At 38.0% G+C, this 25,426-nt stretch carries 20 protein-coding genes; 7 read left to right on the top strand and 13 right to left on the bottom strand.

Annotation, left to right across the window (positions count from 1 at the left end; all coding sequences use genetic code 11):
• Window positions 1-41 precede the first annotated feature (41 nt).
• Window positions 42-1,670, top strand: a complete 1,629-nt coding sequence (locus RWN13_RS10185; RefSeq protein ID WP_314062983.1) for an ATP-binding cassette domain-containing protein — start codon at window positions 42-44, stop codon at window positions 1,668-1,670.
• Window positions 1,671-1,775: 105 nt separating this feature from the next.
• Here the strand turns inward: RWN13_RS10185 and RWN13_RS10180 are convergent, their stop codons facing one another.
• The 13 genes from RWN13_RS10180 to dnaA all read right to left on the bottom strand — a co-directional run bounded on the left by RWN13_RS10180 (window position 1,776) and on the right by dnaA (window position 18,696).
• Window positions 1,776-2,627: a DegV family protein gene (locus RWN13_RS10180; protein WP_314063189.1), complete on the bottom strand. Its 852-nt coding sequence runs from the start codon at window positions 2,625-2,627 to the stop codon at window positions 1,776-1,778.
• 127 nt (window positions 2,628-2,754) lie between these two features.
• A complete protein-coding gene (locus RWN13_RS10175) occupies window positions 2,755-4,047 on the bottom strand; it encodes an adenylosuccinate synthase (RefSeq protein ID WP_314062981.1) in 1,293 nt (430 codons plus the stop codon).
• 160 nt (window positions 4,048-4,207) lie between these two features.
• Window positions 4,208-5,572 (bottom strand): replicative DNA helicase, encoded by a 1,365-nt coding sequence (gene dnaB, locus RWN13_RS10170; RefSeq protein WP_314062978.1) that lies wholly within the window; start codon window positions 5,570-5,572, stop codon window positions 4,208-4,210.
• A gap of 406 nt (window positions 5,573-5,978) precedes the next feature.
• Window positions 5,979-6,431 carry a 50S ribosomal protein L9 gene (gene rplI / locus RWN13_RS10165; protein ID WP_314062975.1) on the bottom strand — a complete coding sequence of 151 codons (453 nt, stop codon included), beginning with the start codon at window positions 6,429-6,431 and terminating at the stop codon, window positions 5,979-5,981.
• A 1,991-nt stretch (window positions 6,432-8,422) separates the two neighbouring features.
• The gene (gene rpsR, locus RWN13_RS10160; RefSeq protein WP_209527163.1) at window positions 8,423-8,665 is read right to left on the bottom strand and encodes a 30S ribosomal protein S18; all 243 of its coding nucleotides are present in this window, start codon (window positions 8,663-8,665) and stop codon (window positions 8,423-8,425) included.
• A 21-nt stretch (window positions 8,666-8,686) separates the two neighbouring features.
• On the bottom strand, window positions 8,687-9,211 hold the full coding sequence (gene ssb / locus RWN13_RS10155; RefSeq protein ID WP_314062972.1) for a single-stranded DNA-binding protein: 525 nt from the start codon (window positions 9,209-9,211) through the stop codon (window positions 8,687-8,689).
• A 43-nt stretch (window positions 9,212-9,254) separates the two neighbouring features.
• The gene (rpsF, locus tag RWN13_RS10150) at window positions 9,255-9,554 is read right to left on the bottom strand and encodes a 30S ribosomal protein S6 (protein WP_209527167.1); all 300 of its coding nucleotides are present in this window, start codon (window positions 9,552-9,554) and stop codon (window positions 9,255-9,257) included.
• A gap of 234 nt (window positions 9,555-9,788) precedes the next feature.
• On the bottom strand, window positions 9,789-12,284 hold the full coding sequence (gene gyrA / locus RWN13_RS10145; protein ID WP_314062970.1) for a DNA gyrase subunit A: 2,496 nt from the start codon (window positions 12,282-12,284) through the stop codon (window positions 9,789-9,791).
• Between the two features lie 117 nt (window positions 12,285-12,401).
• On the bottom strand, window positions 12,402-14,357 hold the full coding sequence (gyrB, locus tag RWN13_RS10140; protein ID WP_399553650.1) for a DNA topoisomerase (ATP-hydrolyzing) subunit B: 1,956 nt from the start codon (window positions 14,355-14,357) through the stop codon (window positions 12,402-12,404).
• 2 nt (window positions 14,358-14,359) lie between these two features.
• Entirely contained in the window at window positions 14,360-15,481 is a 1,122-nt protein-coding gene (gene recF, locus RWN13_RS10135; RefSeq protein WP_314062968.1) for a DNA replication/repair protein RecF, read from the bottom strand.
• Window positions 15,468-15,722, bottom strand: a complete 255-nt coding sequence (yaaA, locus tag RWN13_RS10130) for a S4 domain-containing protein YaaA (RefSeq protein WP_314062965.1) — start codon at window positions 15,720-15,722, stop codon at window positions 15,468-15,470. Before yaaA ends, recF begins: the two co-directional genes overlap by 14 nt.
• A 286-nt stretch (window positions 15,723-16,008) precedes the next feature.
• Entirely contained in the window at window positions 16,009-17,139 is a 1,131-nt protein-coding gene (gene dnaN / locus RWN13_RS10125; RefSeq protein ID WP_314062962.1) for a DNA polymerase III subunit beta, read from the bottom strand.
• 213 nt (window positions 17,140-17,352) lie between these two features.
• Window positions 17,353-18,696, bottom strand: coding sequence for a chromosomal replication initiator protein DnaA (gene dnaA / locus RWN13_RS10120; protein ID WP_314062960.1), 1,344 nt, complete (start codon window positions 18,694-18,696; stop codon window positions 17,353-17,355).
• A gap of 484 nt (window positions 18,697-19,180) precedes the next feature.
• Between dnaA and rpmH the strand changes: the two genes are divergently transcribed.
• From rpmH to mnmG, 6 genes are all read left to right on the top strand, one after another.
• Window positions 19,181-19,315 (top strand): 50S ribosomal protein L34, encoded by a 135-nt coding sequence (gene rpmH / locus RWN13_RS10115; RefSeq protein WP_314062958.1) that lies wholly within the window; start codon window positions 19,181-19,183, stop codon window positions 19,313-19,315.
• A gap of 336 nt (window positions 19,316-19,651) precedes the next feature.
• Window positions 19,652-20,014 carry a ribonuclease P protein component gene (gene rnpA, locus RWN13_RS10110; RefSeq protein WP_314062955.1) on the top strand — a complete coding sequence of 121 codons (363 nt, stop codon included), beginning with the start codon at window positions 19,652-19,654 and terminating at the stop codon, window positions 20,012-20,014.
• Complete coding sequence (locus RWN13_RS10105) at window positions 19,998-20,828, top strand: YidC/Oxa1 family membrane protein insertase (protein ID WP_399553649.1); 831 nt, start codon at window positions 19,998-20,000, stop codon at window positions 20,826-20,828. Before rnpA ends, RWN13_RS10105 begins: the two co-directional genes overlap by 17 nt.
• 177 nt (window positions 20,829-21,005) lie before the next feature.
• Entirely contained in the window at window positions 21,006-21,734 is a 729-nt protein-coding gene (gene jag / locus RWN13_RS10100) for an RNA-binding cell elongation regulator Jag/EloR (protein WP_314062953.1), read from the top strand.
• Between the two features lie 352 nt (window positions 21,735-22,086).
• Window positions 22,087-23,472: a tRNA uridine-5-carboxymethylaminomethyl(34) synthesis GTPase MnmE gene (mnmE, locus tag RWN13_RS10095; RefSeq protein WP_314062951.1), complete on the top strand. Its 1,386-nt coding sequence runs from the start codon at window positions 22,087-22,089 to the stop codon at window positions 23,470-23,472.
• Window positions 23,473-23,490: 18 nt separating this feature from the next.
• A complete protein-coding gene (gene mnmG / locus RWN13_RS10090; protein WP_314063182.1) occupies window positions 23,491-25,386 on the top strand; it encodes a tRNA uridine-5-carboxymethylaminomethyl(34) synthesis enzyme MnmG in 1,896 nt (631 codons plus the stop codon).
• Window positions 25,387-25,426 lie beyond the last annotated feature (40 nt).

The following is a 25,426-nucleotide window of genomic DNA, read 5'->3' as shown; positions in this document are numbered from 1 at the left end:
TCTAGAAAATAGAGATAAAATTATCAGAATTGAGGAAATATATGATTACTGTATCAAATGTTAGTTTACAATTACCCGATCGTAAGTTATTTGAAGATGTTAATATCAAATTTACGCCCGGCAACTGTTACGGCTTAATCGGTGCCAATGGTGCTGGAAAGTCGACGTTCCTAAAAGTCCTTGAAGGCTCCATCGATGCGTCAACTGGGTCGATTACCTTGGGACCTGACGAGCGGATGGCAACCTTAAAGCAGAACCACTTCGATTATGAAGATCAAACTGTTTTAGCTACTGTGATGATGGGTCATAAACGACTGTTCGAAGTCATGCAAGAAAAAGATGCGGTTTATATGAAAGAGGATTTCACTGATGAAGATGGCATTAAAGCGGCTGAATTAGAAGGCGAATTCGCTGAACTAAACGGTTGGGAAGCTGAACCAGAAGCCGCTATGTTATTGCAAGGCTTAAACATTCCTGCTGACCTCCATGATTTGAAAATGGCTGAATTAACAGCTGGCCAAAAGGTCAAAGTATTACTGGCCCAAGCACTTTTTGGCAAGCCCGATGTCTTACTGTTAGATGAGCCGACAAATGGTCTCGACACACAATCCATCGCTTGGCTGGAAGAATTTTTAATCAATTTTGAAAATACCGTTATCGTTGTCTCCCATGACCGTCATTTCTTAAACAAGGTATGTACCCATATGGCCGATTTAGACTTCGGTAAAATTCAACTTTATGTTGGAAATTATGATTTCTGGTTGGAATCAAGTCAATTAGCTTCTAAATTACAAGCTGACCAAAACTCTAAAAAAGAAGAAAAAGTCAAGGAATTGCAAGACTTTATCGCTCGCTTTAGTGCTAATGCGTCTAAATCTAAACAAGCGACTTCTCGTAAGAAAATGCTTGAAAAAATTACCCTTGATGATATTCAGCCTTCTTCACGCCGCTATCCCTTTGTTGGCTTTAGTCCAGAGCGTGAAATTGGCAATGATTTATTAACTGTCGAGAATATCTCAAAAACAATTGACGGCAAAAAAATCTTGGATAACATTTCGTTCACCTTAACAAAGGACGACAAAGTTGCCTTTGTTGCCACTAATGATTTAGTCCCAACTGTGCTCTTTAAAATTCTAACTGGCGAAATGGAGCCTGATTCCGGTTCGGTTAAATGGGGTGTTACCACTTCTCAAGCCTATTTACCAAAAGATAACTCCAATGAATTCGAAGGCAATGAGCAAGCGATCGTGGATTGGTTGCGTCAGTATGCTGGCAAAGAGGAAGACGACAATACTTTCCTACGTAGTTTCCTAGGAAGAATGCTGTTCTCTGGAGAAGATGTTATGAAACCTGTTAATGTCCTTTCCGGTGGCGAGAAAGTTCGCTGCATGTTATCTAAATTAATGCTCTCAAAAGCCAACGTTTTAGTTCTAGACGATCCTACGAATCATTTGGACCTGGAATCAATCACAGCACTTAACGATGGTCTAATCGCTTTTAAAGGCTCCATTTTATTTGCTTCACATGATCACCAGTTTATTCAAACATTAGCAAACCGCGTCATTGCGATTTCTGATAAAGGGGTTGTCGATCGTGCCGAAACAACTTACGACGAATTCCTTGAGAATAAAGAAATTCAGGCTCGGGTTAAAGAAATATTTAGCAACTAACAAAAAAGAAGAGGTTAGGACATGTTTAAACTGTCCCAACCTCTTCTTTTTTAACGAATACACTATAAACAGTATGTCAGCTCACTGCTCTTCGACCTGTAGAAATTATCGTTCTTGGCCAAATGAGAAAACCGCAATTGCCCCATAACCTGTGTGACTAGCAATCGTAGGACCCATTCTAAGCAGTTGAATGTCCTTAAAGGTTAATTGCTTGGCCAAGGCTTCTTTAACCGCCTCTCCTGCCTCTAAATCGCCGGCATAAGCTATATAGATCGTTTGAGTCTCACTATTGACAATTCCACGACAGGTTTCATCCACTAATTTTTTTAATGAGTGACGACGGCCTCTCACTTTACCTACATTAATCAGCCGTCCTTGGTTATCAACCACGATGATCGGTTTAATTTTAATTAAGCCACCTACTGCTGCTGCTGTTTTAGAAATCCTGCCACCACGCTCCAGATGGTTTAAATCATTAACCGTTACCCATGAATGAACTTTCATAACATTATTAGTTAGCCATTCTTGAACAGACTCTAAATTTTGGCCAGCATTTCTCAATTGAATCACTTCATGAACCAGTAGACCTTCTCCTAAGCATGCTGCTTTTGTGTCAACAATGGTAATTGGCACATTACCATATTCTTCTTTTAATGATTCCAACGCCATGACTGCATTATTATAAGACCCACTTAAAGCCGATGAAAAACACAGATACAATAACGGCCGGTCACTGCCAATATAATTTTTAAAAATCTCTAAATAAGTGCCCATATTAATTTGTGACGTTGATGGCATCTTGCCATTCTTTAATTCATTCATAAACCACTCATAATCAAAGTTTTCACCGAGATCATCAATGTATTCTTTATCATCTAAATTAATAATCATACTCACAAACTGAACCTGATTCTCTGCCAAATACTCATAGGGTAAATCGCAGCAAGAATCTGTCATTAAATCAAACTGTGTTCCCAAAACCTCGCCTCCTTTGTCGTTAATTATAGCATAGATAGAAAACAAGATACACGTGGAACAATCGCAAAAAGGAGGAAGACAATTTGTCCCCTCCTTCATAAATCAATTAAATTTGTGCCCAAACACTTTCTAAGACATTTGTTTGATTACGATCTGGGCCTACAGAAAAGGTCGACACTCTTACTCCTACTAATTCAGATACCCGGTGAACGTAATTTCGTGCATTTTCTGGCAATTCAGCTAATGTCTTACAGCCAGTAATATCTTCTTCCCAACCTGGTAATTCTTCAAAAATAGGTTTGCAACGAGCTAATTCTTTCAAACTTGCTGGATAATGGTAAATTTCCTTACCATCTAACTCGTAAGCTGTACAAATTTTAACCGTTGGCAGACCACTTAAAACGTCAATCGAGTTAAGGGATAAATTAGTAATCCCTGATACACGTTTGGAATGACGCATAACAACCGTATCAAACCAGCCAACACGACGTGGACGTCCTGTTACGGTTCCAAACTCACGGCCAATTTTTCTGATACGGTCGCCGGTTTCGTCAAATAACTCAGTAGGAAATGGCCCATCACCAACTCGTGATGTGTATGCCTTACAAACACCTACTACTTTGTCAATTTTAGACGGACCGACACCACTACCAATTGTCACACCTCCAGCTACAGGGTTAGAAGATGTCACATAGGGGTAGGTTCCTTGGTCGATATCTAACATAACCCCTTGAGCACCTTCAAAAAGAACCCGTTTGCCATTGTCTAATGCGTCATTTAAAATAACGGACGTATCAGTAACATAATTTTTAATTAGTTGGCCGTATTCATAATACTCTTCAAAAATATCATCAAAATTAAGTGGCTCAGCATCATACATCTTAGTAAAGACTCGGTTTTTTTCTTCTAAATTGATTCTCAGGCGTTCTTCAAAGATTTCTTTATCTAATAAATCTGCCATCCGAATGCCAATTCGAGCTGCTTTGTCCATGTATGCAGGACCAATCCCCTTATTAGTAGTACCGATCTTATTGTCGCCTTTAGATTCCTCTTGCAGCGTGTCCAATAAAATGTGATAAGGTAAAATAACATGAGCACGATCAGAAATCCGTAAGTTATCAGTTGTCACACCTTTATCAGCCAAATAATTAATCTCTCTCACGATTGATTTCGGGTTAACTACAACACCATTACCGATGACACTAATTTTATCTTTATAAAAAATTCCAGATGGGATTAATTGTAACTTGTAAGTCACACCATCAAATTTTATTGTGTGTCCGGCGTTGTCTCCACCTTGATAACGAGCAATAACTTCCGCATTTTCACTTAAAAAATCTGTAATCTTGCCTTTACCTTCATCGCCCCACTGTGTACCAACTACAACTACTGATGACATCTGAACACCTCATTCTTTTTTTTAAGTCCTTGTTCATTCTAACAAGCCATACTTATAAAATCAAGTTATAAGCGAACATTTATCGCCTATTTCGTGTTTAAAAGCCAATAAAGTCGAATTATTATAAAAAAGACGTTTTAAACGCGCTAAAACACGAACATTAAAATTCTTCACGTGTTGATAAAGAGGAAAACTTATTATATTCCTTAATAAATAGCAATTCCACTGTTCCCCGTGCGCCACTCCGGTTTTTTTCAATAATGACTTCAATGATATTATTATCTTCTTTTTCTTCGCCTGAATCTTCCCCCTCTTCATCGCGATAATAATCATCACGATAAAGAAAGGCAACAATATCCGCATCCTGCTCAATTGAACCTGACTCACGAATATCAGATAAAACAGGGCGTTTATCTTGACGTTGTTCAACACCACGAGATAACTGAGATAAGGCAATTACAGGCACTTTTAGTTCCTTGGCTAATTTTTTTAATTGACGGGAAATTTCAGATACTTCTTGTTGTCTGTTCTCTTTACCTGTCCCCTCAATAAGTTGCAAGTAATCAATTAAAATTAAACCAAGATTTCCACGTTCCTGATGCAACTTCCGGCATTTCGCTCTGATTTCAGAAATTTTGATACCGGGTGTATCATCAATGTAAATATTAGCCTTTGATAAACTTCCCATAGCCATGATTAAATTTTGCCATTCTTCTTCATTTAACTGACCTGTTCTTAAATGTGATGCCTCAATTGTTCCTTCAGCACACAACATCCGGTTAACCAATGAACTGGCCCCCATCTCAAGGCTAAAGATGGCGACTGAATGATCCGTCTTTGTGCCAATATTTTGAGCAATATTCAAAGCAAAAGCGGTTTTCCCTACGGCTGGACGAGCAGCCAGGATAATTAGCTCTTCTGGTTGTAGGCCTGCTGTCATTTTATCCAAGGCATGGTAACCTGTGGGAATGCCGGTGATTTCTTCCTCTTGTTGGGACAGTCGATCGATTTCCGCAAAGGTTGTATTCAAGACTTCTGATATCGATAGGAAGCCACTGCGGTTTCTTTTTTCAGAAACTTCTAAAATGCGACGCTCAGCTTCATCTAAAATAGACTCAACTTCTTCACCTTGCTCAAAGCCCTGACTAACAATATCAGTTGCTGTTTGAATCAAATTACGCAGTAGAGATTTTTGTTCAACTATTTTGGCGTAGTGAACAATATTAGCCGCAGTTGGAACTGCTAAAGCCAATTCTGATAAATATGATAATCCGCCCACATCTTCTACTAGTTTTTGATTTTCCAATTGGTCTTTGACCGTAATGACATCTATCGCTTCGCTACGATTATTTAAGTTCAACATGGTTTCAAAAATCAACTGGTGACTTCGGCGATAAAAATCTTTAGTTTCGATATATTCCATTGCTTCAATGATGGACTCTGCATCTAAAAATATTGATCCTAAGACAGCTTGTTCGGCTTCAATATTTTGTGGTGGAACTCTGTCTTGCATTACTTCATTCATTCACTGTCTCTCCTATTTCACGCTTCAGCTTATTTCATGCTAAAACGAATTTTCTTGCTTCAATTAAGAAAAGCTTCGCAAATCGCTCAACCTTGAAAGAAAATAACAAACTATTTAAGTGACGCGATGTATTTTCAACTTTAGCCTAAATGTCTGCTAGGGTTCGTGAAACTAGATCTAAACTTTAACTTGCAGAGACATATTTCTCAATAGATAGTCGTGATCAACTATTTTTTAAATCTAAAGAGATAGTAAGTTACTGCTCACGCTAAAAGTCATCATTATAGTTATCTTTTCCCAGAACGGGTAGCTCACCGACACTCATAAACTTATTAAGAATAACTACTTTCTTCTATACATTTAGAAAATTATGATCAAAAGGAAAAAGCGAATAAATTTATTCGCTTTACTCCGTTACAACGTGGACTCTTAAGACAGCCATTACTTCATGATGCAGTTTAACAGGTACGTTGCTGTAGCCTAACGTTCTAATTGGTTGAGGCAAATCCATTTTGCGTTTATCTAATTTAATATCATGCTGTTTCTTTAATGCATCAGTGACTTGTTTTGAAGGGATGGATCCAAATAAACGACCATCCTCACCAGCTTTAGCCTTTATTAAGACTTCAAAACCTTCTTCTTCAAGTTTCCCTTTTAATGCTACTGCTTCTTGCTTGATTTCTTCATCTTGTTTTTGTTTAGCTTTTTTCTGAGCAGCCAGTTCACTAACATTACCTGTAGTAGCTTCTTTAGCATACCCATTTTTAATTAAGAAGTTCTGAGCGTAGCCCGAAGCCACTTCCTTAACTTCCCCTTTTTTACCTTGGCCTTTAAGATCTTTAGTAAAAATAACTTTCATAAATCAAACACTCCTCTATATATTAATTACTCTATATGTCGAGTTACTTGTTACGTTACTCTTCTATTCTACCACAATTTCCGAGTACCTCAAATAAGAATTATCAGCTCCTTCAATCAGTCATATCAAACCATCAAATGTTTCACGTGAAACATTTTGGAAAGCGATATTAATCTAACATTCTGCTGCCTAAATTAAAATTTCTGATTGGACTCCCCTCATTCTCTATAAAAAGCTTCATCTATTAACATCAAGACATAACCAAATTCTTTTAGGTATTGATAAGCTATGCTGGACACTAGCTAGGCTAAAGAAAAAGTATTATACATTCTAAGTTTTAAACATCAAGTTAAATTATGGAGTGTTTGCTTTATATGTTCCCTTGCTAATTCCTTCTATTCATAATAAAAAATACACATAGAAACTTAGACACCTACTATCTAATCTTTATTGGCCACGTGAATCTGATTTTCAGGAAATAATAGAAAAAGAAACAGTAACGGACTAAAAGTCTATGTAACTTTCTATCCAACTAACTTCTACTATTAAAATAATCAAAAAAATCCTCAGTCTTAAGCACGTCGAGCTGAACAACTCAGGAATATAGGCCAAATTGTTTAGTTAACTTATTAAATTTCTAGTACACCTTGAAACCTTAACTATTACGATTAGAATTCTAAAAATTAAAAAAAGATCCGTTTCTATATATTTTATCAATTAATTAGCCATTCATCCATTTCACTTATGAAACAACCTTAACCCACTACCATCATTCTTTCAATTTTTTTTACTAGAATAACAGAAAACGAAGTAACGCATTCAAACAAGCCCAATAGAGTTCAGAACACTGTGTCGTGTTTCTCAAAGGAAAGGACTGATTGAAAGCTGTGCTTATCGTTTTAACCCTAATAACCAACTTTAGAAGAATCACACCATCTGTTACAACCCTCTTGATGACTATCATCACGTTTCAACTCTAAAAACTTATCCACAATTATTGAAACGGCACCTTAATTAGTTTTCCACAGTGGATAACTAAAAAGAACCCCAAAGGAACGGTCAAATAAACTTATCCACAGGTTTAACTTTCTGACTTCTCTCAGAATATATTAAGTTTAATCATTTTAACGAACTATTTCCAAAAGACAATTAAACTAACTTACCTATGGTTTAATCTTGATCAGTCATTTGACTCGCCTAAAAATATTAGCTTATCTGTTAAATGAAGTAAGAGTCTTATTATATCATGAACTAAGTCATTTCAAAAAAATGAAAGAAGTTGAATTTTGTTGACTTCTGAAGCCAGTTTAATGATTGATACACTTGTACTGTCACTTCTATCTTTAAAAGTTCTAAAAGATGATGGGATGGCATTGTAAAAACACAGACCGCTACTCAAAACTAAACGGATATCTAATGATTTTTTTACATTAATAAGAGAAGTCAGTCGAGGTCCCTGCAACTCTGAAATAAAACAGTGACAAATTTAAGTGTACTACCGTTGCTTAAATATTAAGAACAACAAAAGTTATGCAGTAGTGCCTCAAAGTTAGATTTAAACTGACGATTAAAGAATGACATATGTTTCCCATAAAACTGAATTTTCTTTCTAAATAGCTGTCAGCCTCCATTAAAATTTTCTTCCTACTTACATAGGGGATTTGAGCTAGAGTAGTAAGAAAATAATAAGTATGACGTTTATGTGGTTGAAACTAAATCAAGAGATAGGAGTATCAGTTCAAGTTCATCTGGTCTCTTTAAAAATTAGTTTTTATGATCACTTCAAAACATTATTTTTCTTCTCTACTCAGATTGTAGATTGCAATTAGAATGGCTGCCGTTGCTCTTATTATTTTATATACGTCTTTCGATGTGAACAAAAGACTACTAGAAATGATTATGTTCATCACTTATTGTGTCATAAAATCAAACCATTCATTCAAAAATCAACGCATAAAAAAAGACAATGCTAGTTAGCATTGTCTTAATAATTAATTTTCTTCGCCTACGAATGGAAGTAATCCCATAATGCGTGCGCGTTTAATTGCTACTGTTAACGTACGTTGGTGTTTAGCACAAGTGCCAGTTACACGACGTGGTAAAATTTTACCTCTTTCAGAGATAAATCTGCTTTTAAGCAATTCTACATTTTTATAGTCAACGTGGTCTACATGATTGGCACAGAAATAACAAACCTTACGTCTTCTTTTTCCGCCTCTTCTTTGTTGAGCCATCATTTTCCCTCCTGTTCAATTTTAGAATGGTAAATCATCATCTGATATGTCGATTTGTGAAGCGGAGCCGAATGGATCAGCTGCTGCATCACGACCAAAATCTGGCATATCTTTTTGTTGGGATGATGAAGATTGGTCAAATGATTGATTACTTTGTTGTTGATAACCACCGCCACCTTGGCTTTGATTACCACCAGCAGGCTCTTGTTTTCTTTGCTCATTGGCATTCTTAGATTCTAACATTTGGAAATTGTCACATACGACTTCCGTCACATAGACTCTTTGACCTTGTTGGTTCTCATAGTTACGAGTTTGAATTCGTCCTACAGCACCTATCAAGGAACCTTTACGAGTGAAGTTAGCTAAAGTTTCCGCAGGTTTTCTCCAGATTACACAATTAATGAAATCTGCTTCTCTATCACCACTTTGGTTTGTAAAGCTTCTGTTTACAGCTAAAGTGAAGGTAGCAACAGCAGAACCACTTGATGTATAACGTAGATCTGGATCTTTTGTCAAACGGCCGACAAGTACAACATTGTTAATCAAATCTTCATCCCCTTTCTCATCTTAATGTTTCACGTGAAACATTTTAGTTCTCTTCTTTAACGATCATATGACGGATAATATCGTCATTGATTTTAGCTAAACGGTCAAACTCATTGATTCCATCAGCATTTGTTGAAGAAACTTTAATGATATGGTAGATGCCTTCGCGGAAATCTTTGATTTCATACGCTAAACGACGTTTTTCCCAATCTTTAGATTCTAAAATTTCAGCACCGTTGTCTTTAAGAATTGCATCAAAACGATCAACTAATACTGTTTTAGCTTCTTCATCAATGTTCGGACGAATGATATACATAACTTCATAATTCGTTACTTGACTCATTGATAGTTCACCTCCTTATGGACTTTGGCCCTATCTCAATATAGGGCAAGGAGAGTTATCTAAAATAGATTACTCACATCTTTATACTATACTATTTTATTAAGAAAAAATCAAGAAAAACTTGGAAAATCAAGGATTATTATCTTTTAAAGCCAATCTATCCTGATTCGACAACCAGCACTTTTTATAATTTGCCAAAAAGAGACAGGGAATATCTCCCTGCCCCAAATTAAGTTATTCTGTTGTACTTCCTTCAGTCGGTGTCTCAGTAGTTGGCAGTACAGCCACTTCTTCAACTTCCTCTGGCTCTACCTTAGCCATAGTGGAAACAATCGCATCTTCTTCCAAACGAATCAAGCGTACGCCTTGAGTTGCTCGACCAGTTTGCGATACTGATTCAACACCAAAACGAATGATGACGCCTTTATTGGTGATTAACAAGATGTCTTCTTCACCGGTAACAGTTGTCAACCCAGCTAGTGGACCGTTTTTAGTGGTAATATTGGCTGTTTTAATCCCTTTACCACCTCGACCTTTAACTGGATATTCTTCCCAGTTGGTTCGTTTGCCATAGCCATTTTCAGTTATGACCAGCACTTCTTTACCTTCTTCGAGAATATCCATGCCAACCACATAGTCATCGTCTCTCAGACGGACGCCACGAACCCCTGTAGCCGTTCTACCCATGTCCCGCACATCATTCTCATCAAAGGTCACAGAATAGCCTGAGTGAGTTCCTATGATGATATTTTTAGTACCATCTGTAACAGTGACATTAATCAGTTCATCGTCTTCACGAAGTCCGATGGCAATCAGACCATTGCTACGAATATTAGCAAAGGCAGTAACTGATGTTCGTTTTACAATTCCTTTACGGGTTGTAAAGAACAGGAAGTGACCATCTTCTGCTTTGCCACTTACGCTGATAATTGCTTCAATCTTTTCAGAAGAATCAATTCCAAGTAAGTTTATAATTGGAATTCCTTTGGCTGTTCGGCCATATTCAGGAATTTCATACCCTTTAGCTTGGTACACTTTTCCGTTATTTGTAAAGAACAACAGATTATCGTGAGTGGAACATGACACAAGGTTTTCCACAAAGTCATCATCATGCATTCCCATTCCTTGCACCCCACGGCCACCACGTTTTTGGCTTCTAAATTCAGAATTAGCCAACCGTTTAATATAACCGTTGTGAGTTAAGGTAATGACGATATCTTCTTCTTCGATTAAATCTTCATCTTCTAAGCTTAGCACTTCACCAACTAATAATTCAGTTCGACGAGGATCATTGTACCGGTCTTTCACTTCTTGTAACTCCGTTTGAATGATTTCTACGACACGGTGATGATTAGCTAGAATATCCGTTAAATCTGCAATAAATTCCAATAATTCTTGATATTCTTTTTCAATTTTATCCCGTTCCAAACCGGTTAGACGGCGGAGACGCATGTCTAAAATAGCTTGAGCCTGACGATCGGACAAGGCAAATTGTTCAATTAAAGCCGCTTTTGCTACATCATCGGACTGTGAGGCGCGAATGACTTTAATAATTTCATCAATGTGATCTAATGCAATTCGCAATCCTTCTAAGATGTGAGCTCTTGCTTCTGCTTTTTTCTTATCAAATTCAGTTCGACGACGAATAACTTCTTCCTGATGTTTGATATAATGCGTTAAAATAGGTTTCAAGCCTAAAATTTTAGGTTCCCCATTTACAATCGCCAGCATATTAAACCCAAATGAATTTTGTAAGGCCGTTAATTTAAATAAATTATTTAAAATAACAGAAGCGCTAACGTCACGACGAACTTCAATCACGATTCGCATACCTTCACGAGAAGACTCATCTCGTAAATCCGTCATTCCTTCAACCCGTTTTTCACGGCTTAATTCTGCAATTCGCTCGATTAATTTAGCTTTATTAACCATGTAAGGAATTTCTGTCACAATAATCCGTTCCTTACCATTTTTCATCTCTTCAATCTCTACTTTAGAGCGAACGGTAATTGATCCCTTACCTGTTTCATAAGCGCGACGAATACCTGATTTCCCCATGACTAACCCACCAGTTGGAAAATCCGGTCCTGGTAAAACTTCCATCAATTCAGCAGTGGTTACTTCGGGATTGTCCATCACTAACATCGTAGCATCAATGACTTCTCCTAAATTATGTGGCGGAATATTTGTCGCCATCCCTACGGCAATTCCTGTCGTTCCATTGACTAATAAATTCGGGAAACGAGCCGGTAAAACCAAAGGTTCTCGCTCAGTTTCATCATAGTTATTCCCAAAATCAACGGTATCTTTATTAATATCACGCAGCATTTCCAAAGCAATTTTACTCATTCTAGCCTCTGTATAACGCATAGCCGCTGCGCCATCGCCATCGACAGAACCAAAGTTACCATGACCATCCACTAACATTTGACGGAAACTAAAGGGTTGAGCCATCCGAACCATTGATTCGTAGATCGCACTATCACCATGAGGATGATACTTACCCATAACATCCCCAACAATCCGCGCTGATTTTTTATGCGGCTTATCAGGTGTTACCCCTAGATCATTCATCCCATATAAAATTCGACGGTGGACTGGTTTTAAGCCATCTCTAACATCTGGAAGAGCACGTGACACAATAACACTCATTGCATAGTCAATAAACGAGTCTTCCATTTCACTTGTTAGATTGACATCTTTTATATTTACTTTTACTTCATCTGTCATGAAAGCTTCTCCTTTTTAACAAACTTTTTAACGCCAAGAGCTGAGGCAAAAAAGCCAGAATTCATTAGTCAGATTACCTTCTCTCACAACCTGTCAGAAAAGGTAATTTGATCTTGATTAAATATCCAGATTTTTTACGTAACGCGCATTTTCTTCGATAAAATTACGGCGTGGCTCTACTTTATCACCCATTAACATTTCAAACACTTGATCGGCCCGAATGGCGTCGTCAACTGTGACACGCAACATTAAGCGATTATCAGGATCCATTGTCGTTTCCCACAATTGATGGTCATCCATCTCACCCAAACCTTTATAGCGCTGAACACTTGGTTTAGGTGAGGCTGGTAAACTGGCAATCGTATTAGCTAAATCCTCTTCGGCATTTTTCCCCGGTTGGATGTACGTAATATTTTTTCCTTGTTTAATCCCATACAAAGGCGGTTGGGCAATATAAACATAGCCCGCTTCCACAACAGGACGCATAAAGCGATAAAACAGCGTTAATAACAGTGTTCGGATATGAGCCCCATCGACATCGGCATCGGTCATAATAACTAATTTGTGATAACGAGCTTTTGATACATCAAACTCTTCGCCAAAACCAGTTCCCATAGCTGTAAACAATGATCGAATTTCTTCATTGGCTAAAATCTTGTCCATAGTTGCTTTTTCAACGTTAAGGATTTTCCCACGAATCGGTAGAATCGCTTGATACTCACGACTACGACCTTGCTTCGCAGAACCTCCGGCGGAATCTCCTTCGACGATAAAGAGCTCGGTCTTCTCAGGGTCACGGCTGGAACAATCGGCTAACTTACCAGGTAAGTTACTGATTTCCAACACACCTTTGCGGCGGGTCATCTCCCGAGCACGTTTAGCTGCCATCCTTGCTTTAGCAGCCAGAACACCTTTTTCAACGACTTTTTTAGCCACTGTTGGGTTTTCCATTAAAAATTTATTAAAGGCTTCAGAGAATAAGCGATCGGTAACCGTCCGCACTTCTGAGTTACCCAACTTTGTTTTAGTTTGTCCTTCAAACTGAGGATCTGGATGTTTGATGGAAATAACTGCAGTGATTCCCTCACGGACATCTTCCCCACTTAAATTTTCTTCATTTTCTTTGATAATTTTTTGTTTGCGACCATAATCATTAATCACACGTGTTAAAGCCGTTCTGAAACCAAATTCATGGGTTCCACCTTCATAAGTATGAATATTGTTAGCAAAACTCAGCAAATTGGTGTGATAACCATCAGTATATTGAATCGCTACTTCCACCGTAATCTCTTGTTGCTCACCTTCTGTATAAATTGGCTCATCAAACAAGACGGTTTTAGTGGCATTTAAATGTTCTACATAGCTCTTAATCCCACCATCGTAATGATATTCGCGAATTTGAGGATTTTCTGCTCGTTTGTCTTCAATTGTTAATTTTAATCCGCGATTTAGAAAGGCTAATTCACGGACGCGAGTTGCTAATTTTTCGTATTCAAATTCCACCGTTTCCGTAAAGATTTCTGGATCTGGTACAAAATGAATCGTTGTGCCGTGACGATCGGTTTCACCAATGACTTTTAAATCATTGACAATTTTCCCTTTATGGAATTCTTGGTAATGGATTTTACCATCTGTGTAGACTTTAACTTCCAATTTAGTGGATAAAGCATTCACAACAGAAGAGCCTACACCATGGAGGCCTCCAGATACTTTATAGCCGCCTCCACCAAATTTACCACCAGCATGCAAGACCGTTAATACAGTCTCCACGGCTGGACGCCCTGTCTTTTCTTGAATACCGACGGGGATTCCTCGTCCGTTATCAATAACGGTAATACTGCCGTCTTCTTCAATAATCAGATTAATCTCTGTACAGTAACCTGCCAAAGCTTCATCGATTGAGTTATCGACAATTTCCCATACTAAATGGTGCAACCCTTGTCCACTAGTTGAGCCAATATACATTCCTGGGCGCTTTCTTACGGCCTCTAAGCCTTCTAAGACTTGAATCTGACTGGCGTCGTATTCTTTTGCTTTATCATCTAATTCATTAATTATTTCTTCTTCTGCCACGTTTATTCACTCTTCCTCTCTACCCTGCCATTTTCCACCATAAAAATATCCGGTTGACTCATGAGGCGATCACTTAAATGTTGTAAGGTTGTCGTTGTAACAAAGGTTTGGACTTTGCCTTCAATTGTCTTCAGGAGGTGGATTTGACGTTCATCGTCCAGCTCACTCATGACATCATCTAAGAGTAAAATTGGGTATTCACCAATTTCATCGTTGATCAGTTCAATTTCAGCTAATTTTAGACTTAGTGCGGTTGTCCGTTGCTGACCTTGAGAGCCATAAGTTTGAACGTTTTGCCCGTCGATAAAAAACAATAAATCATCTCGATGGGGGCCAATCGCAGTGCTCTGTTTAAAAATATCTCGTTTTTGATTCTTTTTTAACTCCGCAACAAATTGATCACGGATTGCTTCTCGTGGTTGTTCCGCTGTTACAGGAAGACTGACCTGATACTCAATCTTTAACTGCTCTCGACCATCGGTAATCCCTTTATGAATGTCTTGTGACCAGTTTTCTAACTTCCGAATAAACTGATACCGTAAAAATAACACATGACTTCCTGCCTCAGCTAATTGCTCTGACAGAACCTCTAGGTACGTTTCATCGGCATTTTTTTGTTCATTCATCTGTTTTAAATACTTGTTTCGCTGTTTCAAGACTTTTTGATAGGTGGTCAAGTGATACAGATACACTGGATCAATCTGACCTAACTCCATATCAATAAACCGCCGTCTTACTTGCGGTGCCCCTTTGATTAAATATAAATCTTCCGGTGCAAACAAGACCACGTTTAACTCGCCAATATAATCGCTCAATCGTTTTTGTTCAATGTGATTGAGTTTGGTTTTTTTTCCCTTTGTCGAAATAGCCATTTCTAACTGTAAGGTTTGATTGCGCTTTTCAATATTGCCAACAATCCGTGCGACCTCTTCGCCCCAATGAATAAATTCTTTTTCATTATTTGTTCGATGGCTGCGTGTCATGGCCAGCACGTAAATACTTTCCAATAAATTTGTTTTCCCTTGTGCATTTTCACCTAAAAAAATCGTCAGTGATTTAGGAAATTCCAATTGTAAATTGTCATAATTGCGATAGTGGCTCAGTGCTAATTTAGTCAGTTTCATGAGGATTTTCTCCAGTAGTTTCGGTCATTTTTTCCATAAAAAAAGTACCTGTATCAGGTATCTCGATCATCATGCCTGGATATAATTTTCGACCTCGGCGGTTTTCAACTTCACCATCAACAAACACCACGTGCTCACTTAAGTACCATTTGGCCATTCCCCCACTACTAATAACTTGGATTTCTTTAAGGAACTGACCCAATCTGATAAACTCCGCATTTAATTTAAATGTCTCTTTCAACTTCTCACCTTCTTATGAAGCAATATCTTACTATATTATACCTTTTTTTAGCCAAAAAAACAAATTTTCCTGTGTATTTTCTGTTTTTAGCGATTTTCACGTTAAATAGATAGTTTTATCCTAAAATAGCCATATAAGCTTAAATCAGCTTTTTTTTAAGTTTTAAAAATTTCAGAGACTTTTCATCACTCTTTACGAATTTTAACTCCTTGGCTTAAAATGGACTTCTGATTTAGTTAGTTAGACAAAAAAATCCGACTTACAGATTACGCAAGTCGGATTTTTTTTAATTAGTTCGTACAGGTGTAATTAATTGAATGAAGGAAATATCTGAATCAACTGGTTCTAAAGTAAAGGGACGAATTGGTGAAATAAACTTCACAACTACGTCAATTGCACCAAAGGCCTTTAAGGCGTCTTTCATGTAATCAGGATTGAAAGAAATATCCAAAGGATCCCCTGTCACTTTTAAGTAAGTTAATTCTTCTTGAACATTCCCTATTTCTGGTGAATTTCCATAAATTGTCACTTCATCAGCGCTGATGGACAATTTGACAATATTGTTACGACCTTCATGAGATAACAATGAGGCACGTTCAATGGCCGATAGTAAGGCGGGCACATTAAATTCAATCTCTGTGTTAAAACTGTTAGGAATTAAACGATTAGTGTCTGGGTATTTTCCTTCCAATAAACGAGAATAGAAATACATGGTTTTTGTTTTAAAGAGAACTTGGTTTTCCATGATACTGACTTCAACCAGTTCTTCCTCATCTTTAAATGAGCGAGATAATTCCAACAGACTTTTCCCGGGGATAACAATATCGAAATCTTCCACTGCGTTTTCCACAGGGATAACTCGTTGACTTAAACGATGACTGTCAGTTGCAACAGCTAATAATTCTGAGTTACTTAAAATAAAGTGAACTCCTGTTAAAATCGGACGGCTTTCATGCATGGAAACAGCAAAGCCAGTTTCACTAATAATTTTATTTAAAACACGTACAGGTATTTTTAATTGATTATTTTCATCAATAACAGGTAGATGAGGATAATTTTCAGCATCTAGGCCGTTGACAACAAATTCAGCAGCACCAGAGGTAATTGCCACCTGATTATTATCAAGTACTTCTAATGTAAAGAGATCTTCAGGTAGTTTTCGAATAATTTCACCGAAGAAACGGGATTGTAAGACAATTGCACCGGTCTTTTCGATTGTTAGATTGGCTTTTTCATCTTGAGCAGATAGGAAGGTTTCAATTGAAATATCTGCATTACTTCCTGTTAAAGAAAGACCTTCAGTTGTTAAAACTATTTTAACACCCGTTAAAATGGGAATAGTTGTTTTTGATGAAATGGCACGCTGAGCTGTAGACAGCTCATTCATAAAAGTGTTTCTATTTATGGTTAGTTTCATTTGAGAGATGAGTCCTTTCTTTTATATATATTATTATTATATTAAATAATAGTAGTAGTAGGGCCTGTTATTACTGTGGAAAAGATTGTTCACCTTAGAAAGCTCTAGAGTTATCCACCTGTGCATAACCTGTGCATAACTTTTTAACATTCAAGGACTTATCCACATGTGTAGAAATGACAATAAACTAGAAAAATCTCTACTTAGCTTCTTTTAAGAAATTAAACGATTTTTTATTTCGCCAACTTCTTTTTGAATGGTAGGATCATTTTCTATTAGTTGTTGAATTTTTTCGTGAGAGTGAATGACGGTTGTATGATCTTTACCGCCAAATTCAGCCCCAATTTTCGGTAAGGAATTATCGGTTAATTCTCTTGAGAGATACATGGCTATCTGTCGAGGCAAAACAATTGTTTTAACTCGTTTCTTTCCTTTAAGATCTTTCAATTGAATGTGGTAATAATCGCAAACCTCTTCTTGAATGGTCAAAATCGATAATTGGTTTTTTTGGCCAATCGGTCTTAAGGTTTTTAATGAATCAGCGGCTAAGCTAGTCGTAATGTCCTGGCTGTTCATCGTGGCGTAGGCTTGAACTCGAACAAGTGCTCCTTCTAGTTCTCTAATATTGGAATCGATCTGGCCAGCGATGTAACTCAAAGTGTCATCTGGAATTTCCAAACGCTCGGCATCTGCCTTTTTTCGTAAAATAGCGATCCGAGTTTCTAAGTCGGGAGGCGTGATATCAACAGATAATCCCCATGCAAAGCGAGAAACGAGACGTTCTTGTAATTTAGGAATCTCATTTGGTAAACGATCACTGGTTAAGACAATTTGTCGTCCATCATTATAGAGAGAATTAAAGGTATGGAAAAATTCTTCTTGAGTCCCTTCTTTATCTGCAAAAAATTGAATATCATCGACTAATAATAAATCCACGTTACGGTATTCTTGACGGAAACTTTCAGAAGTTCGATTTTGAATCGAATTGATAAAATCATTGGCGAAAGTTTCACTGCTAACATATTTTACTTTAGCATTAGGATTGTTTAGTAACATTTGATGGCCAATGGCGTGCATTAAATGGGTTTTTCCTAAGCCAACGCCACCATAGAAAAATAAAGGATTGTAAGTTGATCCCGGATCTTCGGCAACGACGAGTGCAGCCGCGTGAGCCATTTGGTTTCCTTTGCCAATAACAAAAGTATCAAAGGTGTATTTAGGATTTAAAAGAGCTTTGCGACTGTTTTCGCGAGTTAGCTCTGAGACAACAAATTCTTCTCGTGGTTCAACGAGTTGCTGACTGGCTTGTTCATTTTGGATGATAAAAATAGGCGTAATCTCTTCGCCAGTTAATTTAAAGCCAGTTTCAACGATTTTTGTGGATAAGTTTTTTTCCCAGTACTCCTTATGGAGTGTCGAAGGGACTTCGATTGTTAGCTGTCCATCCATTAAGCTGATTGGTTTTGCTTGCTCAATCCAGGCATTAAAACTAGGTACAGTTAGGATTTTTCGATAACTTTCTTCTAGTTCTTTCCAAATATACTCAATATTTGGCATGAAATTAATTCCCCCTCTATCACTTCATAGTCTTATCTATTTTAGCACTAAAAAAAAAAGTTTTCCACTGCTTTTCAAGAACTGTGGAAAAAACATCCACAATGGGGACGTTAGTTATCCACAAGGTGAAGTTGATTTGTGTAGAAACTGCGAAAAAAAAAAAGAGTCCTCAAAATAATGTGGATAACTTTTGTTGATATATAAAGGATTAGATGAGTTTTGAACAAGGTGTTTTTGAATTGTGGATAACTTTTGAACATGTGTCTAACTTGTGGATAAGCTGTCCATAACTTTAATAACAACTTTTCCACAGTTTGTTATATCCACATGTTATCCCGTGGTAAAAAAATAATGTGGATAACTTTTGTTAGAAGAATTACTGTCTTTCTCTCGATGTATGGTTGACAGATGCTCTGGGGTTTCGTATAATATTATAGTCTGTCTAACTATAAAGAAGATATATTTTATTTAGGAGGTGTCACGCATGAAAAGAACATACCAACCAAACAAACGTAAGCATAATAAAGTTCATGGTTTCCGTAAACGCATGAGTACTAAAAACGGTCGTCGCGTATTAATGACTAGACGTCGTAAAGGAAGAAAAGTTTTATGCTCATAAGCCGCTGACCTTCAGTGGTTTTTTTTATAAGCAGATCGAAATGGCTAACATTTTTTATCTGTTAATCTGGAATTAGCTTCTCTCGGCACTTAGCCTCGTGAAGCTTTTCTTTTTTAAATAAACCATTTGTTGGTTTGGGTCCATTTAGCCTCACAACATCAGTCTATTTTTTTACGAGTCTGTGTTTTACGTTCTTGTGAGTATAAGTGGGCCTTTTACTCTTTTTTGAAGCTAAAAAATTTGTTAGTAAAAAGCTAGAGGAAAAATAGAGTTTTTATGCTATCATATAGAAGTGTACGAATAAGTTAACAGGGCTTTAAGCGAAAGGAGATCAGCGTGAAAAAATCCTATCGTATTAAGAAAGAAAATGAATTTCAAACGATAATGCAGAAGAAGCAATCATTTGCCAATAAAAATTTTGTGGTATACGTCGATTTTAATGAACAACCGCATTTTAGAGCGGGGTTATCGGTGGGCAAAAAAATTGGCAACGCCGTCACGCGTAATTACGTGAAACGTCAAATTCGTGAAAATCTTCGCTTATTAACAAATGAAATTAAACAAGAGAGCAATATTATCATTATCGCACGACCGAATATTGTGAACTTGACGTCAAACGAGGTTAAAAAAAACCTTGAGCATGTCTTTAAATTAGCACATATTTTATTGGTGAGAGAGGTAAATGAAAGTGAAGAATAAGAAAAAAATACTATTAGCCTTAGGGTTAGTAGCATTAGTATTGGTTTTAACCGGCTGTGGAACAGGTGAAGTAACTGCCGATAGTACCGGAGTCTGGGAGCGTTATATCATTTATAACTTTGGCCGAGCCATTGACTTCCTATCCTTTGGTGGCAGTGCGGGGATTGGGATTATCTTATTTACGATTATTATTCGGGTTATTTTATTGCCTTTGATGCATTATCAAAATAAGAGTATGCGTAAGACCCAGGAATTGCAACCTAAACTGAAAGAGTTACAAGCGAAGTACTCGTCAAAAGATCCAGAAACAACCCGTAAATTACAAGAAGAGCAACAAAAGCTTTATGATGCCAATGGGGTTAATCCTTTTGCCGGTTGTTTGCCTTTGTTGATTCAAATGCCAATTATGATGGCTTTATGGCAGTCAATTTCACGAACAGGTTTAAGTAAAGGGAATTTCTTGTGGCTTGAACTAGGAAAGCCTGATCCAATTTTCATCTTACCTGTTTTAGCGGCGATCTTTACCTTTGCTAGTACTAAATTATCTAGTATGGGTCAAGTTGATGCTAATCCGAGTATGAAAATTATGAATTATGCAATGCCTGTGATGATTCTATTTATGGGGATTAATCTGGCAAGTGGTCTGTCTCTGTACTGGGTTATTTCAAATGCCTTCCAAGTGGGTCAAACGTTATTGATCAACAATCCATTTAAGATCAAACGGGAGCGTGAGGAAGAACAACAACGTAAACGTGATTTAGAGCGAGCACTTCAAAAAGCTCAGAGCAATAAGAAGAAAAAAGCCAAACGTTAAATAGCAAAGGAAACATTCCAGATAGTTCCTATTAACTAATTGTCGGTTGTCCTTAAAGGGTCAGCTGAAAAAGCTGACTAGATAACTGCTAAGGATTATATGGATAATGCGATGGAAGGGGCTGTCTGGGTTAGTTTACGAGATGTATATATTTTATTATCTAAGGAGGTAGGTTTTGTGCCAAATTATGAAGGTCTAACAGTTGAGGATGCAATTCAAAAAGGGCTAGACGCCTTGAAATTAACAAAAGCAGAAGTTGACGTAAAGATTCTAGAAGAAGGCAAGAAGGGTTTTTTAGGAATTGGGAAAAAAGTCGCAGTGGTGAGTCTAACACCTCTGGTTGCTCCAGTTGCTGAAAATCCAGTAGAGGAAGTCGTGGTTGAAACAGAAACAATCATTGCTAAGTCTACTGAGGAAATGCCATCTGTTTTAGAGAAATTAAGTGATGATGATGCGATTACCGAATTAGCCTTATATTTAACTAACATAACAAAGGAACTTAATGCCCCTGCGATGGTTAGAGTGGAACGTCAGGATGAACATATCACCTTTCATTTAGATAGTGATAAGGCGGGCATGTTGATTGGGAAACATGGCAGAGTGTTAAATGCCTTGCAGTATTTAGCCCAAGTCTTTATTCACCGGACAGCCGAACACAAGTTATCGGTGGTCGTAAATGTCGGTGACTACCGTGAACGTCGTGAAGCCACTTTGATTCGTTTAGCTAATAATACGGCGGATAAAGTCAAACGGATAGGTCAGCCTGTCTTTTTGGAACCAATGCCTGCATTTGAACGTAAACAAATCCATGCGATTTTAACCGCTCATGAAGATGTCCAAACACATTCAGAAGGCGACGAACCCTTTAGATATTTAGTCGTTGAACCACGTAAAAGTCATGGCTAATTTTGAAAAAAGATTTGACAAACCATAAATAAATAGCGTATATTTTAAACGAAATCATTCTTATCAACGTTGAAATACGGTGATACTTAAAAAACCTCTATTTCCCTTACGGAGTAGAGGTTTTTTGGTTAGTCAACGCTCTCGGTAGATGCCAATCTACTTAAGGTTGTTATGCAACTGGTGATAGCTGGTTAAAAATAAGCACTAACGATTGAATAACTATCACGAATATGCTATCATCGTAGTGACATATAAAAGAACAAGTGCAGTCAAAGTGCTACGTTCATCCTTTAATGAAGGGGTGGAGTGGGCACTTTTTTCTATGCCAAAAATCAGGAAAGGTTGACCAGAGATGAATATAACCATGGAATTTGATACAATTGCAGCCATTTCGACCCCTTCAGGAGAAGGGGCTATCAGCATCGTTCGCTTAAGTGGTGATCAGGCTATAGCCATTGCCGAAAAGGTATCGACCCAATCATTGGACAAGGTGCCTAGCCACACGATTCATTATGGCCATATTGTTGACCCAAAAACGGAAAAAATGTTAGATGAAGTGATGATTTCGGTGATGCGCGAACCTCGTACTTTTACTCGAGAAGATGTGGTGGAAATCAATTGCCATGGCGGTATTGTGGTTACTAATCAAGTCCTACAATTACTTTTACGACAAGGTGCTCGCTTAGCTGAGCCAGGAGAGTTTACCAAGCGGGCCTTTTTAAATGGGCGAGTGGACTTGTCTCAAGCGGAAGCTGTGATGGACGTGATTCGTGCTAAAACAGATAAGGCGATGCAGATGGCGTTAACCCAATTAGATGGTAATTTATCCCACTTAATTCGCAGTTTGCGACAAGAAATTTTAGAAACTTTAGCCCAAGTTGAAGTAAATATTGATTACCCAGAATACGATGATGTGGAAGAATTGACCACGCAGTTACTACTGGAAAAAGCCGAGTTAGTGAAAGGTCAAATTCACCAGTTATTGCGAACAGCTAAGCAAGGCAAGATTTTACGTGAAGGACTTTCAACAGCGATTATCGGTCGACCAAATGTGGGGAAATCTAGTTTATTAAACCACCTTCTACAAGAAGATAAAGCCATTGTAACGGATATTGCTGGTACTACTCGCGATGTGATTGAAGAGTACGTGAATGTTCGGGGGGTACCCTTAAAATTAATTGATACAGCAGGGATTCGTGAGACGGAAGATGTCGTGGAAAAAATTGGTGTGGAACGGAGCCGCAAAGCTTTAGCTGAAGCGGATTTGATTTTATTGGTTTTAAATCAAAACGAACCTTTAACTGAGGAAGACCGAAGCTTACTGAAAGCAACGGTCAATTTAAAACGACTGATTTTACTGAATAAAGTCGATTTGGAAGCTAACTTAAAAGTGGAAGATTTAACTGATTACGTAAAACCTGGGGAGTTATTGTCGATTTCCGTGCTAGAAAGTGCAGGTATTGACGAACTGGAAAGTCAGATTGCGGCTCTCTTTTTTGATGGAGGGACTGGGGAAAAGGATGCTACCTATGTTTCCAACAATCGCCATATAGCGTTGCTTGAACAAGCTGAACTTGCCTTAGGTGAAGTCGTAACGGGAATCGAAGTGGGCATGCCGGTCGATTTAGTTCAAATCGATATGACACGCTGTTGGGATCTACTGGGTGAGGTTATCGGTGACAGTGTACAAGATGAATTAATCACTCAATTGTTTAGTCAATTTTGTTTAGGAAAATAGTCTTGAAAGGAAGATATGATGGAAAGATATGAAGCAGATACATTTGATGTCATCGTCGTTGGGGCGGGACACGCTGGTTCAGAGGCCGCTTTAGCAGCGGCTCGAATGGGTTGTCGCACGATGCTGTTGACAATCAATTTAGATATGGTGGCATTTATGCCTTGCAACCCTTCATTAGGAGGGCCCGCTAAAGGCGTCGTCGTTAGAGAAATTGACGCACTTGGTGGCCAAATGGGTAAAAATATTGATAAAACCTATATCCAAATGCGGATGTTAAATACGGGGAAAGGACCCGCTGTTAGGGCTTTAAGAGCACAGGCAGATAAAAATAAATACGCTGAATCAATGAAACAAACCATTGAAGAGCAAGAAAATCTAGTCTTACGCCAAGGATTGGCTGATGAGATTTTAGTTGAAGAGGGTGTTTGTACCGGTATTGTGACGTCAACAGGGGCGATTTATCGTAGCCAAGCGGTTATTATTACAGCGGGAACAGCTCTTCGGGGGGAAATCATTATTGGGGAATTGAAGTATTCATCTGGCCCCAATAATTCACAGCCCTCACTGAAATTAAGTGATAGTTTAAAAGCACATGGCTTTGAAATTGATCGCTTTAAAACGGGAACGCCACCACGGATTAAGTCCAGTACAATTGATTATTCCGTAACAGAAGAGCAACCGGGAGATGACGCGCCGAATCATTTTAGCTTCTCTACACCGGACAGTGAATATAACCAACATCAATTATCTTGTTGGTTAACCTATTCCAATGAGAGCACTCATGGGATTATCCGTGATAACTTGCACCGTGCGCCAATGTTTACTGGAATCGTGGAAGGTGTCGGAGCTCGTTATTGTCCGTCGATTGAAGATAAAGTTGTTCGTTTTAGTGACAAGCCTCGTCACCAAATTTTCTTGGAACCAGAAGGCGCAAACACCGAAGAAGTCTATGTTCAAGGATTGTCAACCTCACTACCAGAAGATGTTCAACATAAAATGCTGCAAACCGTGGCCGGTTTGGAAAATGCTGAGATGATGCGTAGTGGTTATGCCATTGAATACGATGTGGTTGTACCTCATCAATTACGTCCAACCTTGGAAACAAAGATTGTTGAAAATCTATATACGGCTGGACAAACAAACGGAACCAGCGGCTATGAAGAAGCTGGTAGTCAAGGATTGATGGCAGGGATTAACGCGGCTTTAAAAATTCAAGGGAAAGATCCTTTAATTTTAGCGCGTAGCGACGGCTACATCGGGGTGATGATTGATGACTTGGTGACCAAAGGAACTAATGAACCTTACCGGTTATTAACATCTCGAGCGGAGTACCGATTAATCTTACGCCATGATAACGCCGATTTACGTTTAACAGAAAAAGGACGAGAGATTGGTCTAGTCAGTCAAACTCAATATGAGACCTATTTGACGAAAAAAGCGCTGATTGAAGAGGAATTAAAGCGTCTGAGTAAAGTTCGCTTAAAACCCACGCCAGAAGTTCAAGCTTTTTTAGAAACCAAAGGTGCGTCACCATTGAAAGATGGGATATTAGCTGCTGACTTTTTACGACGGCCTGAGATTTCTTATGAAGAGCTAAGTCGCTTTATGCCGGAATCAGAACAGATGTTGCCACGAAAAGTTGTGGAACAAGTGGAAATTCAAATCAAGTATGAAGGTTACATTAAAAAAGCTTTGGAAAAAGTGGCAAAATTAAAACGAATGGAAGCCAAGAAAATTCCTGATAATATTGATTACGAGGCAATTAACGGTTTAGCCACTGAGGCTCGTCAAAAATTGATCAAGATCGAACCGGAAACCATCGCTCAAGCAAGTCGCATTAGTGGTGTGAATCCAGCTGATATCAGTATTTTGATGGTCTATCTGGAGCAAGGAAGAGTCACCAAAAAAGCGTAAAAAATAGTGATAGTAAGTCAGGAAATTCCCAACTTATTAT

The sequence above is a fragment of the uncultured Vagococcus sp. genome (assembly GCF_963518325.1).
In the GTDB taxonomy this organism is placed as follows: domain Bacteria; phylum Bacillota; class Bacilli; order Lactobacillales; family Vagococcaceae; genus Vagococcus_D.
This window is presented reverse-complemented; position numbering and strand designations above follow the sequence as displayed.

Bases quoted from the DNA above. Each gene is read 5' to 3' on its own strand.
- RWN13_RS10185 (WP_314062983.1), top strand. From the start codon at position 42: ATGATTACTGTATCAAATGTTAGTTTACAATTACCCGATCGTAAGTTA.
- RWN13_RS10180 (WP_314063189.1), bottom strand. From the start codon at position 2,627: ATGACAGATTCTTGCTGCGATTTACCCTATGAGTATTTGGCAGAGAAT.
- RWN13_RS10175 (WP_314062981.1), bottom strand. From the start codon at position 4,047: ATGTCATCAGTAGTTGTAGTTGGTACACAGTGGGGCGATGAAGGTAAA.
- dnaB (WP_314062978.1), bottom strand. From the start codon at position 5,572: ATGAATGAAGTAATGCAAGACAGAGTTCCACCACAAAATATTGAAGCC.
- rplI (WP_314062975.1), bottom strand. From the start codon at position 6,431: ATGAAAGTTATTTTTACTAAAGATCTTAAAGGCCAAGGTAAAAAAGGG.
- rpsR (WP_209527163.1), bottom strand. From the start codon at position 8,665: ATGGCTCAACAAAGAAGAGGCGGAAAAAGAAGACGTAAGGTTTGTTAT.
- rpsF (WP_209527167.1), bottom strand. From the start codon at position 9,554: ATGAGTCAAGTAACGAATTATGAAGTTATGTATATCATTCGTCCGAAC.
- gyrA (WP_314062970.1), bottom strand. From the start codon at position 12,284: ATGACAGATGAAGTAAAAGTAAATATAAAAGATGTCAATCTAACAAGT.
- recF (WP_314062968.1), bottom strand. From the start codon at position 15,481: ATGAAACTGACTAAATTAGCACTGAGCCACTATCGCAATTATGACAAT.
- dnaN (WP_314062962.1), bottom strand. From the start codon at position 17,139: ATGAAACTAACCATAAATAGAAACACTTTTATGAATGAGCTGTCTACA.
- dnaA (WP_314062960.1), bottom strand. From the start codon at position 18,696: ATGCCAAATATTGAGTATATTTGGAAAGAACTAGAAGAAAGTTATCGA.
- rpmH (WP_314062958.1), top strand. From the start codon at position 19,181: ATGAAAAGAACATACCAACCAAACAAACGTAAGCATAATAAAGTTCAT.
- RWN13_RS10105 (WP_399553649.1), top strand. From the start codon at position 19,998: ATGAAAGTGAAGAATAAGAAAAAAATACTATTAGCCTTAGGGTTAGTA.
- mnmE (WP_314062951.1), top strand. From the start codon at position 22,087: ATGAATATAACCATGGAATTTGATACAATTGCAGCCATTTCGACCCCT.
- mnmG (WP_314063182.1), top strand. From the start codon at position 23,491: ATGGAAAGATATGAAGCAGATACATTTGATGTCATCGTCGTTGGGGCG.